Origin of the sequence: Pseudoruegeria sp. SHC-113 (genome assembly GCF_025376885.1) — a bacterium.
In the GTDB taxonomy this organism is placed as follows: domain Bacteria; phylum Pseudomonadota; class Alphaproteobacteria; order Rhodobacterales; family Rhodobacteraceae; genus Pseudoruegeria.
On the sequence record NZ_JAHUBR010000001.1, the window covers coordinates 2251135 to 2265745 of the forward strand.

General features: G+C 62.4%; 13 protein-coding genes and 1 tRNA gene. 11 read left to right on the forward strand and 3 right to left on the reverse strand.

The annotated features are described in order from the left end of the window. Window positions 1–8: 8 nt before the first annotated feature. The gene (locus KVX96_RS11160; protein ID WP_261194507.1) at window positions 9–332 is read right to left on the reverse strand and encodes a cupin domain-containing protein; all 324 of its coding nucleotides are present in this window, start codon (window positions 330–332) and stop codon (window positions 9–11) included. 125 nt (window positions 333–457) lie between these two features. Here KVX96_RS11160 and KVX96_RS11165 point away from each other — a divergent pair, with 125 nt between their 5' ends. From KVX96_RS11165 to KVX96_RS11190, 6 genes are all read left to right on the forward strand, one after another. Next, a complete protein-coding gene (locus KVX96_RS11165) occupies window positions 458–1162 on the forward strand; it encodes a GntR family transcriptional regulator (RefSeq protein WP_261194509.1) in 705 nt (234 codons plus the stop codon). A gap of 31 nt (window positions 1163–1193) precedes the next feature. Next, window positions 1194–2300 carry an ABC transporter ATP-binding protein gene (locus KVX96_RS11170; RefSeq protein WP_261194510.1) on the forward strand — a complete coding sequence of 369 codons (1107 nt, stop codon included), beginning with the start codon at window positions 1194–1196 and terminating at the stop codon, window positions 2298–2300. 2 nt (window positions 2301–2302) lie between these two features. Further along, window positions 2303–3286, forward strand: coding sequence for an ABC transporter permease (locus KVX96_RS11175; protein WP_261194512.1), 984 nt, complete (start codon window positions 2303–2305; stop codon window positions 3284–3286). Between the two features lie 15 nt (window positions 3287–3301). Further along, window positions 3302–4195, forward strand: coding sequence for a carbohydrate ABC transporter permease (locus KVX96_RS11180; RefSeq protein WP_261194513.1), 894 nt, complete (start codon window positions 3302–3304; stop codon window positions 4193–4195). Between the two features lie 59 nt (window positions 4196–4254). Then, on the forward strand, window positions 4255–5826 hold the full coding sequence (locus KVX96_RS11185; RefSeq protein WP_261194514.1) for an extracellular solute-binding protein: 1572 nt from the start codon (window positions 4255–4257) through the stop codon (window positions 5824–5826). Between the two features lie 88 nt (window positions 5827–5914). Further along, window positions 5915–8230, forward strand: a complete 2316-nt coding sequence (locus KVX96_RS11190) for a heparinase II/III family protein (RefSeq protein WP_261194516.1) — start codon at window positions 5915–5917, stop codon at window positions 8228–8230. Window positions 8231–8246: 16 nt separating this feature from the next. Here the strand turns inward: KVX96_RS11190 and KVX96_RS11195 are convergent, their stop codons facing one another. Further along, complete coding sequence (locus KVX96_RS11195) at window positions 8247–9566, reverse strand: ATP-binding protein (protein WP_261194517.1); 1320 nt, start codon at window positions 9564–9566, stop codon at window positions 8247–8249. Window positions 9567–9610: 44 nt separating this feature from the next. On the opposite strand from KVX96_RS11195, the gene KVX96_RS11200 reads away from it, so the two are divergent. Next, on the forward strand, window positions 9611–10558 hold the full coding sequence (locus KVX96_RS11200) for an MBL fold metallo-hydrolase (RefSeq protein WP_261194518.1): 948 nt from the start codon (window positions 9611–9613) through the stop codon (window positions 10556–10558). A gap of 94 nt (window positions 10559–10652) precedes the next feature. After that, window positions 10653–10727, forward strand: a tRNA-Asn gene (locus tag KVX96_RS11205). Between the two features lie 806 nt (window positions 10728–11533). On the opposite strand, the gene KVX96_RS11210 is transcribed toward KVX96_RS11205, so the two are convergent. Beyond that, the gene (locus KVX96_RS11210; protein ID WP_261194519.1) at window positions 11534–12586 is read right to left on the reverse strand and encodes a helix-turn-helix transcriptional regulator; all 1053 of its coding nucleotides are present in this window, start codon (window positions 12584–12586) and stop codon (window positions 11534–11536) included. Window positions 12587–12779: 193 nt separating this feature from the next. Here KVX96_RS11210 and KVX96_RS11215 point away from each other — a divergent pair, with 193 nt between their 5' ends. The 3 genes from KVX96_RS11215 (at window position 12780) to KVX96_RS11225 (ending at window position 14369) form a co-directional block, all read left to right on the forward strand. Then, window positions 12780–13433, forward strand: a complete 654-nt coding sequence (locus tag KVX96_RS11215; RefSeq protein WP_261194520.1) for a hypothetical protein — start codon at window positions 12780–12782, stop codon at window positions 13431–13433. Window positions 13434–13578: 145 nt separating this feature from the next. After that, window positions 13579–13785, forward strand: coding sequence for a hypothetical protein (locus tag KVX96_RS11220; RefSeq protein WP_261194521.1), 207 nt, complete (start codon window positions 13579–13581; stop codon window positions 13783–13785). A 317-nt stretch (window positions 13786–14102) separates the two neighbouring features. After that, window positions 14103–14369 (forward strand): hypothetical protein, encoded by a 267-nt coding sequence (locus KVX96_RS11225; protein ID WP_261194522.1) that lies wholly within the window; start codon window positions 14103–14105, stop codon window positions 14367–14369. Window positions 14370–14611: the final 242 nt, after the last annotated feature.

Consider the following 14611-nt stretch of genomic DNA (forward strand, 5'->3'; position numbering starts at 1 on the left):
AGGCTCCTTTAAAGAAAATCGTCGCGGCGGGGTGTGAAACAATCAACCAGCAGCCCTGCCTCGATGCAGGTGCAGCCGTGTTCGGTGTTGGAAGGGATGACAAAGCAATCGCCCGCGCTGATGCGGGTGGTCTTGCCGTCCATCGTGAAATCGAAAACGCCGCGCTCCACATAGGTGGATTGCACGTGCGGATGGCTGTGAAGCGTGCCCACACCGCCGGTCTGGAAGCGGAACTCCACCACCATCAACGCGGGATCTTCTGCGCGCACACGGCGCTCGACACCCTCGCCCGAGGGCACCCACTTGCCGATCAACTCACTGGTTTCGCTCATCTTTCCTCCTCGCGTTTTGCGCTTTCGTTCCTTTTTGCCGATTCCGGGGCTTGACCGACTCGACGTGACTGGAATAGTAATTTCCCAGCTGATACGTCAATTAGAAAAGTGGCATGGCAAAGTTGGTGAGTGACATATCCAAACAATCCGAAGCCCAGACGGCCCCGGTGAGCCAGCGTGTCTATGAGGACATCCGCGAGCGCATCATCTCGCTGGCTCTGCAGCCGGGCGCCCGCGTTTCGGAGAAAGACATCGCCGCGCAGATCGGCGTGTCCAAAACGCCAGTGCGCGAGGCCTTCATCCGCCTGTCCGACGAAGGGCTGATGGAGATTCGCCCGCAAAGCGGCAGCTACGTTTCCGAGATCACCTTTGAGAAGGTCTACGAAAGCCTGATGCTGCGCCGCGCGCTGGAGATGGCCGTGGCCGCCGAGGCCGCCAACCAGCGCAGCACGCTGGATCTGCTGAACCTGCAGGACATGATCGAGCAGCAGCAGGCCGCCGCCGACGCCGCTGATCGCGTGGCCTTCTTCGAACTCGACACCGCCTTTCACCGTGGCCTTGCCGACATCGCGAAAATGCCCTCGGCCATCCGCATGATCCGCATGGTGCGCGGCACCGTGGACCGCGTGCAGCGCCTGCGGATCTCGCGGGGCGAAAGCCGTCACGCACAGGTGATCGAGGCGCACCGCGCCATCGTCGCCGGTATCGAAGCGCGCGATCCGGAGGCCGCCTCGGCCGCCATGGATCGCCATCTGAACTGCGTGGAGCTTTTCGCGCAGATCATCCGAAGCCCGGAAGTGCGTGAGCGAGTCGCTCAGGCCGCGGGCTGATCAAGGAACGAAACCCTGGGGAGGTTATAGGGTGACCAACGTCAAACTGGAAAAAGTGGTCAAGGCCTATGGCGGCATGCAGGTTGTGCATGGCGTGGACCTTGAAGTGAACGCCGGCGAATTCGTCGTGCTGGTGGGGCCGTCGGGCTGCGGCAAATCCACGATCCTGCGCATGATCGCGGGCCTTGAGGAAATCTCGGGCGGGCGTGTCTCAATCGGGGATCGCGTGGTGAACCGGATCGCGCCCAAGGATCGCGACGTGGCCATGGTGTTCCAGAACTACGCGCTCTACCCGCATCTTTCGGTGGAACAGAACATCGCCTTCGGCCTGCGCCTGCGCGGCATGGCGAAGGACAAGCGCCATGAACTGGTGATGGATGCCGCCGGCATCCTCGGCCTGACGGATTACCTTGATCGCCGCCCGGCGGATCTCTCCGGCGGCCAGCGCCAGCGCGTTGCCATGGGCCGCGCCATCGTGCGTGATCCTTCCGTCTTCCTCTTCGATGAGCCGCTCTCCAACCTCGACGCAAAACTGCGCAACAAGATGCGCGCCGAGATCAAGCGCCTGCATTCCCGCCTCGGCACCACCTCGATCTATGTGACCCACGATCAGGTCGAAGCCATGACGCTGGCCGACCGTATCGCCATCCTGAAAGATGGCCGCGTGGAGCAGGTCGGCACGCCGCTGGAGATTTTCGGCAATCCCGCCAATGCCTTCGTGGCCGGCTTCATGGGCAGCCCGCCGATGAACCTCGTGCTCGGTACGATCTCCGGCACCGCCGCCGCGCCTGTGGTGAAACTGGCGGACGGCTCCGCCCTGCCCGTCCCGGCCATGGCGCTGGATACCTTCGAGGATGGCAGCCGCGTGCAGCTTGGCCTGCGCCCGGAAACGATCCAGCTTGCCGACCCCAACGACACCGTCGCGCCGCTGGCGCAGATCCGCGTCGATCTGGTGGAGCCGCTGGGGATGGAAAGCCTCGTGCACGCCGAGCTGGGCGACACCTCCATCGTCGTGAAGGTGCCCGGCGTGGTGCAACTGGTTCAGGGATCGCAGGTGGGCATCACCGTTGCGCCTGAGCATTGCCACCTCTTTGCCGCCAAAAGCGGCGCGCGTCTGCACACGGCGGTGGCGGCATGACCATGAGCGACAACGCCTCCCACTCGGGGCTCGCCCCGGGTGAGGACTACAGCGACTACGACCTTCCCGAACTCAGCCTCGCGGACCGCATCCGTCAGAACTTTGCCCAGAACTGGCAGGTCTACGTGATGCTGGCACCGATGGTGATCTACTTCCTCGTGTTTGCCTACAAGCCGATGCTGGGCCTCGTGATCGCCTTCAAGGATTTCTCGCTGTTCAAAGGCATCTGGGGCAGCCCCTGGGTCGGCTTTGAACACTTCGAGACCCTGTTCAACGACCCCTATTTCTGGCGCGCGGTGAAGAACACCGTGATCATCTCCGTCTTCAGCCTGATCTTCGCCTTCCCGGCCCCGATCATCCTCGCGCTGATGTTCAACGAGCTGCGCCACCAGGGCTTCAAGAAGACAGCACAAACAATCGCTTACCTGCCGCACTTCATCTCGATCGTGATCGTGGCGGGGATCGTTGTGAACTTTTTCTCGCCCTCTGGCATCGTGAACCTGCTTCTGACGAAGCTGGGCATGGATGATCCCATCTACTTCCTGACGATGCCCGAATGGTTCCGCCCGATCTTCATCGGTTCCAACATCTGGAAGGAAGCGGGTTTTGAATCGATCATCTATCTGGCTGCCATCGCCGGTGTGAGCCCCACGCTCTACGAAAGCGCGAAGGTGGACGGCGCAACGCGCTTCCAGATGATGTATCTGATCACCCTGCCCTGCATCCTGCCGACGATCCTGATCATGCTGATCATCCGTATCGGCAACCTGCTGGAGGTGAGTTTCGAATACGTGATCCTGCTGTATCAGCCGGCCACCTACGAGACCGCCGACGTGATCACCACCTGGATCTACCGTCAGGGCCTGCAGAACAACAACTACGACGTGGCCACCGCTGCCGGTGTGTTCAACGCCGTCGTTGCCTTCGCCCTCGTCATCACCGCAAACCGCCTGTCCAAGCGCGTCTCGCGCACGGGCCTCTGGTAAGGAAGGAACAGACACATGTCTTCCCCCACCGGCACCTTCGATCTGTACAGCCGCGGTGATCGCTTCTTCGGCTGGGCCGTCACCATCCTGCTCGGGCTCTTCGTGGCCTCCACGCTTTACCCTTTCATCTACGTGCTTGCCGCCTCGATCTCGTCGGGCGCAGCCGTGGCCCGGGGCGACGTGGTGTTCCTGCCGAAGGAAATCACGCTGGATGCGTTCAACTACGTGATGGCCGACAAGGCCTTCTGGATCGCCTACGGCAACACCTTCTACTACACGATCGTGGGCACGCTGACGTCGCTCGCCTTCATCATCCCCGGCGCCTATGCGCTGAGCCGTCCGAACCTGCCCTGCCGCTCCGGCTTCAACCTCTTCGTGGCCTTCACGCTGTGGTTTCATGCGGGCATGATCCCGGTGTTCCTGAACATCCGCGATCTGGGCATCCTCGACACGCGCTTTGCCATCATCATCGCCTTCGCGGTGAACGCCTTCAACGCCATCCTGATGCGCAACTTCTTCGAGAACGTGCCGCGGTCCTTCGAGGAAGCCGCCCGGATGGATGGTGCCAATGATTTCCAGATCCTGTGGCGCGTCTACGTGCCGCTCTCCAAGCCCGCCATCATCACGGTTGCGCTCTTCTGCGCCGTGGCACGCTGGAACGGCTACTTCTGGGCCATGGTCATCCTGCGCGATCAGGACAAGCTGCCGCTGCAGGTCTACCTGAAGGAAATCATCGTCGAACTGAACATGAGCGACGAATTCGCCACCGATCTTCTGTCGGCCGGCTACTCGTTCGAAACGATGATCGCCGCCATCATCGTGCTCTCGATCATCCCTGTCCTTATCGTCTACCCCTACATCCAGAAGTACTTCCAGAAGGGCGTGATGCTGGGCGGGGTAAAGGAATGATGCGGGCGCAGAAATCCGCATCGAAAACCAAACGTCATAAACCCTGGGAGGAGAACCAAATGACGCTGAAAACCCTCATGATGAGCGCCGCTGCCGCCAGCGCGCTGAGCCTGAGCGGGGCCTTTGCCCCGGCCGCGGCCGACAAGATCGTCGAAGAGCCGCTGGAGCTTGAGATCTTCATGCACTTCCGCGACAAATACGGCTGGAACGAAGAATGGCCGGTGGCGCAGAAAGTGGCCGAGAAGACCGGCATCACCCTGAAAGGCACCGCCCCGGTCGGCGCAGGCGACACGCGCGAGCTGTTCAACCTGATGATCGCCTCCGGTGACATCCCCGATCTCGTGGGCGGTGAGTTCCGCGGCGCCGGGATGAAGGAAGCCTTCGATCAATACGGCATGGAAGGCGCCTTCCTGCCGCTAAACGATCTGATCGCCGAGCACGCGCCCGAGATCCAGAAGGTGCTGGACGAAAACCCGACGATCCGCGCCGCGATCTCGGCCCCTGATGGCAACATCTACTACATCCCCTACCTGCCCGATGGCGACGTGGGCCGGGTGTGGTTCGTGCGTCAGGACTGGCTGGACAAGCTGGGCCTTGAGCAGCCCAAGTCGGTCGATGAGCTCTACGACGTACTCGTGGCCTTCCGCGATCAGGATCCGAACGGCAACGGCGTTGCTGACGAGATCCCCTATTTCAACCGCCACGCCGAAGAGGCCATCCGCCTCGTGAACCTCTGGGGCGCACGCTCCACGGGCTCCGACAGCTACCACCAGTTCTACATCGAAGAGGGCGCCGTGGTGCACCCCTACGCCCATGAGAACTTCAAGACCGGCATCATGAACGTTGCCAAGTGGTATCAGGAAGGGCTGATCGACAAGGAAATCTTCACCCGCAAATCCCGCGCGCGGGACGAGCTTCTGGGCGGCAACCTTGGCGGCGCAACCCACGACTGGATCGCCTCCACCGCCGGCTATAACGACAAGCTCGCCGCCGACATCGAAGGCTTCTCCTTCGTGCCGATCCTGCCGCCGGCGGATGTAAACGGCAACGTCTGGGAAGAGCATGGCCGGATCGCGGTGAAACCCTCGGGCTGGGCCATCGGCTACAGCAACGAGCACCCGGAAGAGACGATCAAGCTGATGAACTTCTACTTCACCGAAGAAGGACGCAACATCGCCAACTTCGGCGTGGAAGGCCTGACCTACGACATGGTCGACGGCAAGGCCGTGTTCAAGGACAGCGTGCTGAACGGCGAAGGCTCTGTCGTCTCCCAGATGTGGGAAATCGGCGCGCAGATCCCGATCGGCTTCCCGCAGGACTACGCCTATGAAGCTCAGTGGACCTCCGAGCTCGCGACGAAAGGCATCGAGATGTACACCGAGGCCGGTGTCGTTGTGGAGCAGTTCCCGGGGATCGCCATGAACGCCGAGGAAAAGGCCATCTACGACAAGCATTGGCCGAACATCCTGTCGTTCATGCAAGAAAGCTACGAGAAGTGGATCCTCGGCGCCGGCGACGTGTCGGCCGAGTGGGGCGACTATCAGGCCCAGCTCGAGCGCCTCGGCTACGCCGAAGTGGTGGCAGCCCTGACGACCGCCTACCAGCGCCAGTACGGCAGCGCCGGCAACTAAGCCGCGCTTTGCCAGCTCCCCCGGGCGGTGTCACTCCCGCTTTGCCGCCCGGGGCCCTTTCCAATACGCCAATAGTCCAGAGGCACGCATGCCGGTCGAATCCAAGAAAAACAGCCCCTCCGCACCGCACCCCGAGGCCGCCCTGCTGCAGCCCGCGGAGAACGTTCTGACCGTGCGCTACCGCCCGTCCGAGGGCGAAGCCTGTCTGGAGAACCCGCCCCGGTTCCAATGGATCCCGCCGCAGGTGGGCCGCCGCCTCTACCAGATCGAACTGCAGCCGCTCAGCGCTGATGGCAGCGCAGCGGGCAAGCCGATCCTCTATTCCGCCATTCCTTTCGCGTTCTTCACGCCAGACGCGCCGCTACCGACGGGCCAATATCGGTGGCGCTACCGCGTGGAGGGCGACGCCGCCGGTGCCTGGAGTTCCTCTCGCCGTTTCACCCTGCCTGCAAGCGCAGCCGAAGCGCCTTTCTCCCTGGATCTCAAGCGTGCCGGCGGCCCGCGCCCCCGTCTTGCCATCGCGCCCGATGGCCACACCGCCCTGCGCAGCGATCCTGCTGTCCTGCCGCAATGGGCCCCCTTCTTTGAAAAGAGCGTCACGCCCTGGATCGAGCGCGAGATCGTGCCCGAGCCCGCGCCCTACCCGAACAACACACGCACGCCCGCGCTCTGGCGTGAAAGCTATATCGCCTGTCAGGAAGCGCTCTACGCCATCCGCAACCTCTCGATCGCCGGTGTGCTGCTGGCCGATGACGCGCTGGTCGAGAAGGCCCGCGGCTGGCTGCTGGCCGTGGCGGCGTGGGATGTCGACGGGGCCACGAGCCGGTCCTATAACGATGAAGCCGCCTTCCGCGTCGCCACCGCGCTGGCCTGGGGCTACGACTGGCTGCGCACCCAGCTTTCCCCCGATGAAGCCGCGCTGGTGCGCGCTTCACTGCTGGCGCGGGGTCGCCAGGTCGCCCGGCACGCGATGGAGGCCTCCCGCATCGAGACCTTCCCCTTTGACAGCCACGCCATCCGCTCGATCTCGGCGGTGATGGTGCCGGTGGGCCTTGCGCTGGCGGGGGAAGACGAGGAAGCCACCACATGGCTGCGCTACGCGGCGGGCTATCTTGCCGGCCCCTACTCCGCCTGGGCCGATGCCGAGGGCGGCTGGGCCGAAGGCATCCACTACTGGACAACCGCCATGTGCTACGCGCTGGAAGCGGCAGCCCTCCTGCGCAATTGCACAGGCCTTGATCTGTTCCAGCGCCCCTTCTTCCGCAACACCGGCCAGTTCCCGATGTACTGCCGCCCGGCCTGGACCCATCGCGCCATCTTCGGCGATGACGCCACGCTTGGCGATCCGCCCAGCCCCAAGATCGGCCGCAACGCCGCCTTGCTGGCCGCCGCCACCGCGAACCCCGACCTCGCGGGCTACGCTGCGCAGGTGGAGCGCTTCGCCGAGAGCGACGAGATGGCGTTCTATAATTACGGCTGGTGGGATTTCCGCTTCGACGATCTGCTGCGCGCGGCCAGCTTCCCCGAGGTGCTGCCCCGCGCTAAAGGGCCCGAGCCGCAGATGAAGCTCTTCCCCGGCGTCGGCTGGGCCTCTTTCCAGACCCGGATGGACGACCCGGCCCAGCAAATCCACTGCTTGTTCAAATCCTCGCCCTACGGCTCGATCAGCCACAGCCACGGCGATCAGAACGCCTTTTGCCTCTCGGCCTTCGGGGAGGATCTGCTGATCCAGTCCGGCCATTACGTGGCCCATAACTCCACCATGCACCGGCGCTGGCGGCGGCAGACGATCTCCAAGAACGCGCTGCTGATCGACGGCAAGGGGCAATATGCCGAGGAGGACAAGTTCCTCGCCCGCAAGGCTGCCGGCCGGATCGTGCAAAGCGGCTCCGCGCCCAACCATCACTGGGCCGTGGGCGATGCAACGGCTGCCTATGCCGCCCATGTGCCGGGCCTTCTGGAGGCCCGCCGCGAGGTGCATCAGGTCTTTGGGGCGGCCTTCGTGGTGATCGATCATATCCGCTGCGAAGAGGCGGTGCCGATCACCTGGCTGGGCCACACCGAGGGCACGATCCGCACCGAGGAACTGGCCGCCACAATCGAAGGCGTGCAGGCACAGGCCGGGATCGAAATCGCCTATTCCTCGGCACCGGTGGCCGGGCTGAAGGTGGTTGAGGGCTTTGATGAGGTCCTGCCCGAGGATTACGCCGGGCTCACGCTGTCGCGCCGCCTTGAAATCCACTGCGCCCCGGCGCGCAGCCACACGCTGGCGGTGCTCATCAACCCGGTGAAGCGCGGCGAAAGCCCGGATGTGCTGGGCTTCATCGAGGATCAGGGCTTTGGCAAGACGCTCTACTGCCTGAGCCGGGATGAAACCCCGGTGCGCATCGCGCTGCCCGGCTGACTCAGCGGTGCCGCGCCTAGCGCGCGAGCACCAGATCCACCTGCAACCCGCCCAGATCGGCGCTGCGGCCCAGCCGCAGCGTGCCGCCGTGGCTGCGAGCGATGTCGAGCGCGATCGACAGGCCCAGCCCCACGCCCGTACCCTTGTTCTGGTTGCGCGCGGGCTCCAGCCGGGAGAACGGTTTGAGCGCGTTTTCCCAATCCTCCTGCGCGATACCGGGGCCGTCGTCCTCCACCCGGAACACCGCGGCGCGCTCCGTCATGGAGAGGCCCACCCGGCAATGCGTGCCATAGCGCACCGCGTTGCCCACCAGGTTTTCCAGCGCCCGCTGCACCGCCACCGGGCGAAACAGCGCCGTGCCCTCGGCCTCCACCGTCCCTAGCGAGACCTTCTGCCCGGCCCGCTGGGCATTCTCCACCACCCGTTCCACCAGCGCGCGCGGATCCGTGGCCTCGGGCTGCTCGGCCCCCTGCCCGCGCGCAAAGCTCAGGAAGGCGTCCAGCAGTTGCTCCATGTCCGCCACATCACGGTTGAGCGCGCGCACGTCCTCGCTGTCCTCCATCATCGAAAGCCCGAGCTTCAGCCGCGTGAGCGGCGTGCGCAGATCGTGGCTGACGCCTGAAAGCAGCAGCGTGCGCTGTTCGATCTGCCGCTCGATCCGGTTGCGCATGTCCAGAAACGCCTGCCCCGCCGCCCGCACCTCAAGCGCGCCGGAGGGGCGATAAGCCACCGACTGCCCCCGCCCGAAGGCCGCCGAAGCATCCGACAGCCGCTTGATCGGGCGCAGCTGGTTGCGCAAGAAAAGATAGGCGATGATCGTCATCAGCACGGCGGTGGCCACCGTCAGCACCAGCAGCTGGTGCGGGTTGGAGGCCGTCACCCGCCGCCGGGCAAAGCGCACCTCCACGGGGCCATGGCGGCTTTCGAGCGAAAGGTGCACCCATTTGTCATCGCTCTTCAGATCGATCCCCTGAACCGTGTCCAGACTGTCGTGCAGCACCAGCGTGGCTGTTTTGCCGGTGAGATCGTAGAACAGGCGGCTGTCGCCCTCGATCGCCTCGCCTGGCACCTCGACGAAATACTGCAGCGGCTCGCCAAGGCTGCGGGTGATCAGCTGTGCCGTTTCCGCATTGGGCGCGGTGTTCACGAGATCCACGATATACTGCAGCTCCACCACGACATTGCGCGTCATCTGCTCCGTCACGCCCTCGAAATGGCGCTGCAGGAAGACGATGGAAACCACCAGCTGCAGCGTCACGATCGGCAGGATCAGGATCAGGGCGGCCCTTTGATAGAGGCCTCGGGGCATATAGCGTTTCAGCCAGGCGAAATTCATGGCATCACCCTAGCGATGCGCCGAAACGGAAGGAAGCGCCATTCATGCAAGCTCCTGAAGCGATTGCCGCCTTTGACCCACGCCCCGGCGTGGCCGAAGAGATCCGCCCCGGCATCCGCCGCCTGCTCGCACCCAACCCCACGCCGATGACATTTCGCGGCACCAACACCTATCTGGTGGGCACGAGCGATCTGGCTGTGATCGATCCCGGACCGGAGGATCCCGCGCATCTTCAAGCGATCCTCGCAGCAGTAGGCGATGCCCCGATCCGCGCAATTCTCGTCACCCACAGCCACTGCGATCACAGCCCGCTGGCCCGGCCGCTTTCTGAGGCCACCGGCGCGCCGGTCATGGCCTATGGCGACAGCCGCGCGGGCCAGAGCCCCCTGATGCGGCGGCTGGCGGCGGCGGGCGGGCTGGCCGGCGGCGAAGGTGTGGACGACCTCTTCGCGCCCGACAGCTGCCTTGCCGATGGCGCTTTCGCGGAAGGCGACAGCTGGCGGCTGCAGGCGCTGCACACGCCGGGCCACATGGGCAACCACCTCTGTTTCACTGATGGCGAAGTGATCTTCTGCGGCGATCTGGTGATGGGCTGGGCCTCAAGCCTCGTCTCCCCACCCGATGGCGACCTCGCCGCCTTCCGCGCCTCCTGCACGCGGCTTCTGGCGCGCAACGAACGCTTTTACCTGCCCGCCCACGGCGCCCCCCTGCACGAGCCGCACGCGCGCCTGACATGGCTGCTCGCCCACCGCGACACACGAGAGCGCCAGATCCTCGCAGCGCTCTCAGAAGCCCCCGGCACCCCGGCGGAACTCGCCGCCCGAATCTACACCGACACGCCAGTCGCGCTCCTGCCCGCCGCCGCCCGCAACGTGCTGGCCCACCTGATCGATCTCACCGAACGCGAGCTGGTCCGCGCCGCGCCGGAGCCTGGTGAAACGGGCGTGTTTTCACTCGTGGCCAAGGCGTCCAGCCCGGGCCAACAGGGCTGACGCTGGGGGAAGAAATTTTTTGCCCGGATTTCGCATTTTTGTCGTCAAACCCTCTGGACCTCCCCGAACACCATGGGTATATCCCCCCTCATGTTCCGGCGTAGCTCAGCGGTAGAGCAGTTGACTGTTAATCAATTGGTCGTAGGTTCGATCCCTACCGCCGGAGCCAAAAATCCCAAGGATATCAGGGATATACAAGATGGGTCCCGCAAGGGGCCCTTTCTTGTTTGGACTACGGGTAACGTTTGGGGTAACACCTCCTACGTAAGACTCTTTTACGCGGTGGAGCTCGAATCCTCATGTGCGCCGCTTTACCTTCAAGAATTCATCTTCGCGGCTAACTCCGCCCTTTCAAATCCTTCCAAGGCCAACATGTGGAAATACACGGCGACACGATTGGTCGCACGGCAGGAATGTCGCTGCCATCGCATCCTTCGGGCAGACGGAGCCTGAACACATTCTGATCGAACAGAGATTGATCAAAGGGCGCAGTATCGACACCTAAGCCCCAGCCTGTTACGCGTTTACCCACGCTTGCCCGATAGTGATCAGGTTCTGAAATCCGTGACACATCCAACGGACGCCCGGCACGGGCACAGAATTCACCCCAAGTCGCTCCAACTTTCTGGTCGTTGGGTTCCACTGCGGAAGGCAATCGCAGAATGAAACCGAGCCTATACCCTATACTGCGCGGCCGCCTTATAGGTGCCAGCAAAGCGCCCAACGGCCCAGTGCCGACCTTGGTGTTCTACGCGGCGAATGGCAGTGAAGTGCCCTATCTCCCGATTTCTGCGGGTCGAATGAGCGGGTAGTTTGCCGACTTCGCTGTCATCTGATGAAAACACTCGGATGACGGCTTCGCGCCCGAAAACTGCCGTTCAGTAATTCACGGCATCCTTCAAAGTGGGCGGCAGACCTGCCGTTAGCGGCGGGTCGCACCTACGACGGTTAAGTGGGCAAAGTTGAAGTTCGCGCTCAAGTTGTCCGACGTGAGTTCAGGGTCGCAACGGGCTGTTCGCCAAAGACCTCCTTGTAGAGTTTGCTGAACCGCCCGTGATGCTCGATTCCGTACATCTGACAGACGTCTGACACTGTCGTTGGACCATTGCTGTCCAGTAGGGCGCGTCTTGCGCAATGCAGCCTTGCCTGGGAAAGCACTTGCGTGGGCGTTGCGCCGCGAACCTTGCGAAAGGCGGTTTGAAGAGTCCGTTCGGAGATACCGACGTGACGAGCGATGTCCCGAAGACTGCCGATCTCGTCGGGCCTATCGTAGATCAGTTCTTCGGCCTTTCGAACGTATTTCAGAGACAGGGCATGCACGCGGCCGGGCGGCTGACGCGAGGCAGGACCGAGGAATGCATCGAGACAGCCTTTTACCTGGTCAGTAACGACCGTCGTCCAGGCTTCTGCCAAGTGCGCTTCGATTTCTCTTTCGCCGGCAAGGGCGACCTGCGTGGCAAGGGCGAGCGTCAGGCGAGCCAGGTGTAGATCTTCGTCCTTTGACACATCGCCCCAAACCATGCCTCCCCGTGCTTCCACTCGCGAGAGACGATCACCCAGCAGTCGAGACGGCATGGACAGCACGAACGCTTCGTAATGGGCTTCCCGATCGGGTAGGACGGTCGTTTCGCGCGTCCCGCGGCCAATCAGAATCCATGGTTCGTCCTTGCGTTTAAACCGCATGTGTTCGTTTCGGCTCGACAGCGTGCCCTTTACTGGCACCAGAAGGTTGGGACGTTGGAGTTCTGACAAGACAACATCATGTCCGGTGGATTTAATATAAGCGAGGCTCATCGAGCCGACATCACTGATCGCGACGACTGCCTCACCAGCAGTAGGGTCGTGCAGATTGAGAGTGGCTTTTCCGGTGAACTGACGCCTCGAAAGCGTCGACCGTGCGTTGCTGTAGCACGAACTGAGACGAAATCCTCCGAGGCCGTTTGGAAGTCTGCCGTCGGCAGCCTTGCTCAGAACACGCGGAGCGAGCCCGGCCAATGGTCTGGAAACCTGTGCAATCAGATCGGACATTTCTTACCCGTGTTTCGGCTATCGGATAACCACTGCGCTATTTGGATAGACTTGCGCCTGAAAGGTTGCAATCCTCGTCGTTGAATCCTGGGCAGACAAATGGCGGTCCGCAGTGTTTGATCCCAGCATGCCAACACCTTTGGCGACGCTTGCCATGATAGCGTTACCGTTTCTGAAGTAAGAATGACAAACGATGCTCAAGGTTTTTGAAACAATGAATAAACCTCTTCTTTTCATAGCGATATCCGCAGTGCTCACTGTATCGCCCTTTGCTCCTGCGTCCGCAAATGTTGGCCAGGCCGCCATCGATGGCTGCATCGATCAGATACGCGCGGTCGGTGGCCCAGACGGTCAGAGCGGAACAGTATTGTCGTCAGAGTATTCTGAGGCCAACTCCCTCATCATGTTCCAAGATGCAGGAAACACTGTGTGGCGCTGCCTTGTCTCCAATGACGGCGTCGTTGCAGAACTCACCGTCGCGCAAGCGGCCGATGACGGCGGCGGCGCAATGGCCGGCTCTTCGGGTGCAGGCGCGTCAAGCACCGAGCGGGTCCAGTTCGCAAGCGGTACTTCTGGTGCGGAGCTTACCGGCTCTCTCCTGCCACAAGAGAGCCGGCGCTACATCCTTGGTGCGCGCGACGGTCAGTTCCTGTATTTCCGCCTCGCCGCGAACGGCCCCGGAATGACCTACGTGATCTATAACCCGGACGGGTCAGTCCTGCTCGATGAAATGGGAGCGGCACAAGAGTATCGCGGGCAGCTCTGGCAATCGGGAGACCACGTGATCGAGGTCTACAACACCTCCAACGGTGCGCAGTCCTACAACGTCATTTTCGGGATCGAATGACACGATCCCCGAAGAGGATCCGTATCGAATTGGAGAAACCATGAAGAAACCAATCATTTTGGTTTGTGCACTCGCGACACTCGGCGCTGTGGCCGGGTGCGTAGAGACATCAAGCTCGACCGCACCGTCAACTGGCCAGCCGTCCGTGGGAAGCTCAACCGATCTGACGGCATTTGAGGGTGCGCGTGCCGGTCAGGCCGAGATGGGCATCCAAAACCTCGGCTACGAGTTGGTCCGGACGGATGGCCTCACGGCCTACTGGTTCAACCGTGGCACGGGCGCCTGTGCTCGCATCACGACATCAGATGGTCGCTACTCCGATGTGACCATGCTCCCGGCCGAAGACTGCTGATACTCCCGCAAGTGAAAAACACGCCACAATCGAACCGAAGGGAAACCCTATGAAAAACGTCCTCGCTGTCTCTATCATCCTCGTTGTCCTGGCGGGATGTGTTGAAGAGCAGTCCTTTACGACAGAGGCCGATATCTCGGAGGCAAACCGAAACACCGAGTGTCCCGTGGATGTCTCGGAAGCTGATCGCGCCAACTACCCAGCGTGCAATTGATCCTGCTTCGCAGTCGACCAGGCACATGGTCGGAGATCACCGGGACCAAATGAGATCCAGGCGGACGATAGCCTGCCAATGGGTCGTTCGGATCGTCGGGGTATTGTACCTCTTTGCCCTGGCGTTGCTCCTGATCGGGACCTTCGGGCTATTCGGTCAGGAGCGCGACCCCTTGGCCGGAGTTTTCCTGATGCCGCTTGGTCTGCCGTGGGTTCTCTGGTTGGATGGATTTCCGGAAGCGTTGCTTCCTTGGCTGGCCGCTTTTGCGCCAGTTCTGAACCTCGCGATCCTGACATTGCTCTGTCGCTTTCTGCACGGCGGCAAAGCCCCTGAAAAGCAAATCAATGAAGGAGGGCCAGATGCATTTTGACCTCGCACATGCGCTCGTAACGGGCGTTCTGATTTTTGTCGTAATGATCGGGATGCACAAGGTGGGTCTCTATGTCCCGCACAAGGAGGGTGGCCCTCGGTGGAGTTGGCCACTGTTCTTCGGAATTGGTGCCGCTGTGTTCATCCTGAACCTGATTTGGCCCTGAAGGCTGTCGCTACTGGCGGGCGTGTCGATTGGTACGCACGTTCGAGATAGAGAACCTGCGTGCAAACCATTTCCAG

Coding starts and splice junctions, on each gene's coding strand:
- KVX96_RS11160 (WP_261194507.1), bottom strand. CDS start 332: ATGAGCGAAACCAGTGAGTTGATCGGCAAGTGGGTGCCCTCGGGCGAG.
- KVX96_RS11175 (WP_261194512.1), top strand. CDS start 2,303: ATGAGCGACAACGCCTCCCACTCGGGGCTCGCCCCGGGTGAGGACTAC.
- KVX96_RS11180 (WP_261194513.1), top strand. CDS start 3,302: ATGTCTTCCCCCACCGGCACCTTCGATCTGTACAGCCGCGGTGATCGC.
- KVX96_RS11185 (WP_261194514.1), top strand. CDS start 4,255: ATGACGCTGAAAACCCTCATGATGAGCGCCGCTGCCGCCAGCGCGCTG.
- KVX96_RS11190 (WP_261194516.1), top strand. CDS start 5,915: ATGCCGGTCGAATCCAAGAAAAACAGCCCCTCCGCACCGCACCCCGAG.
- KVX96_RS11195 (WP_261194517.1), bottom strand. CDS start 9,566: ATGAATTTCGCCTGGCTGAAACGCTATATGCCCCGAGGCCTCTATCAA.
- KVX96_RS11200 (WP_261194518.1), top strand. CDS start 9,611: ATGCAAGCTCCTGAAGCGATTGCCGCCTTTGACCCACGCCCCGGCGTG.
- KVX96_RS11210 (WP_261194519.1), bottom strand. CDS start 12,586: ATGTCCGATCTGATTGCACAGGTTTCCAGACCATTGGCCGGGCTCGCT.
- KVX96_RS11215 (WP_261194520.1), top strand. CDS start 12,780: ATGCTCAAGGTTTTTGAAACAATGAATAAACCTCTTCTTTTCATAGCG.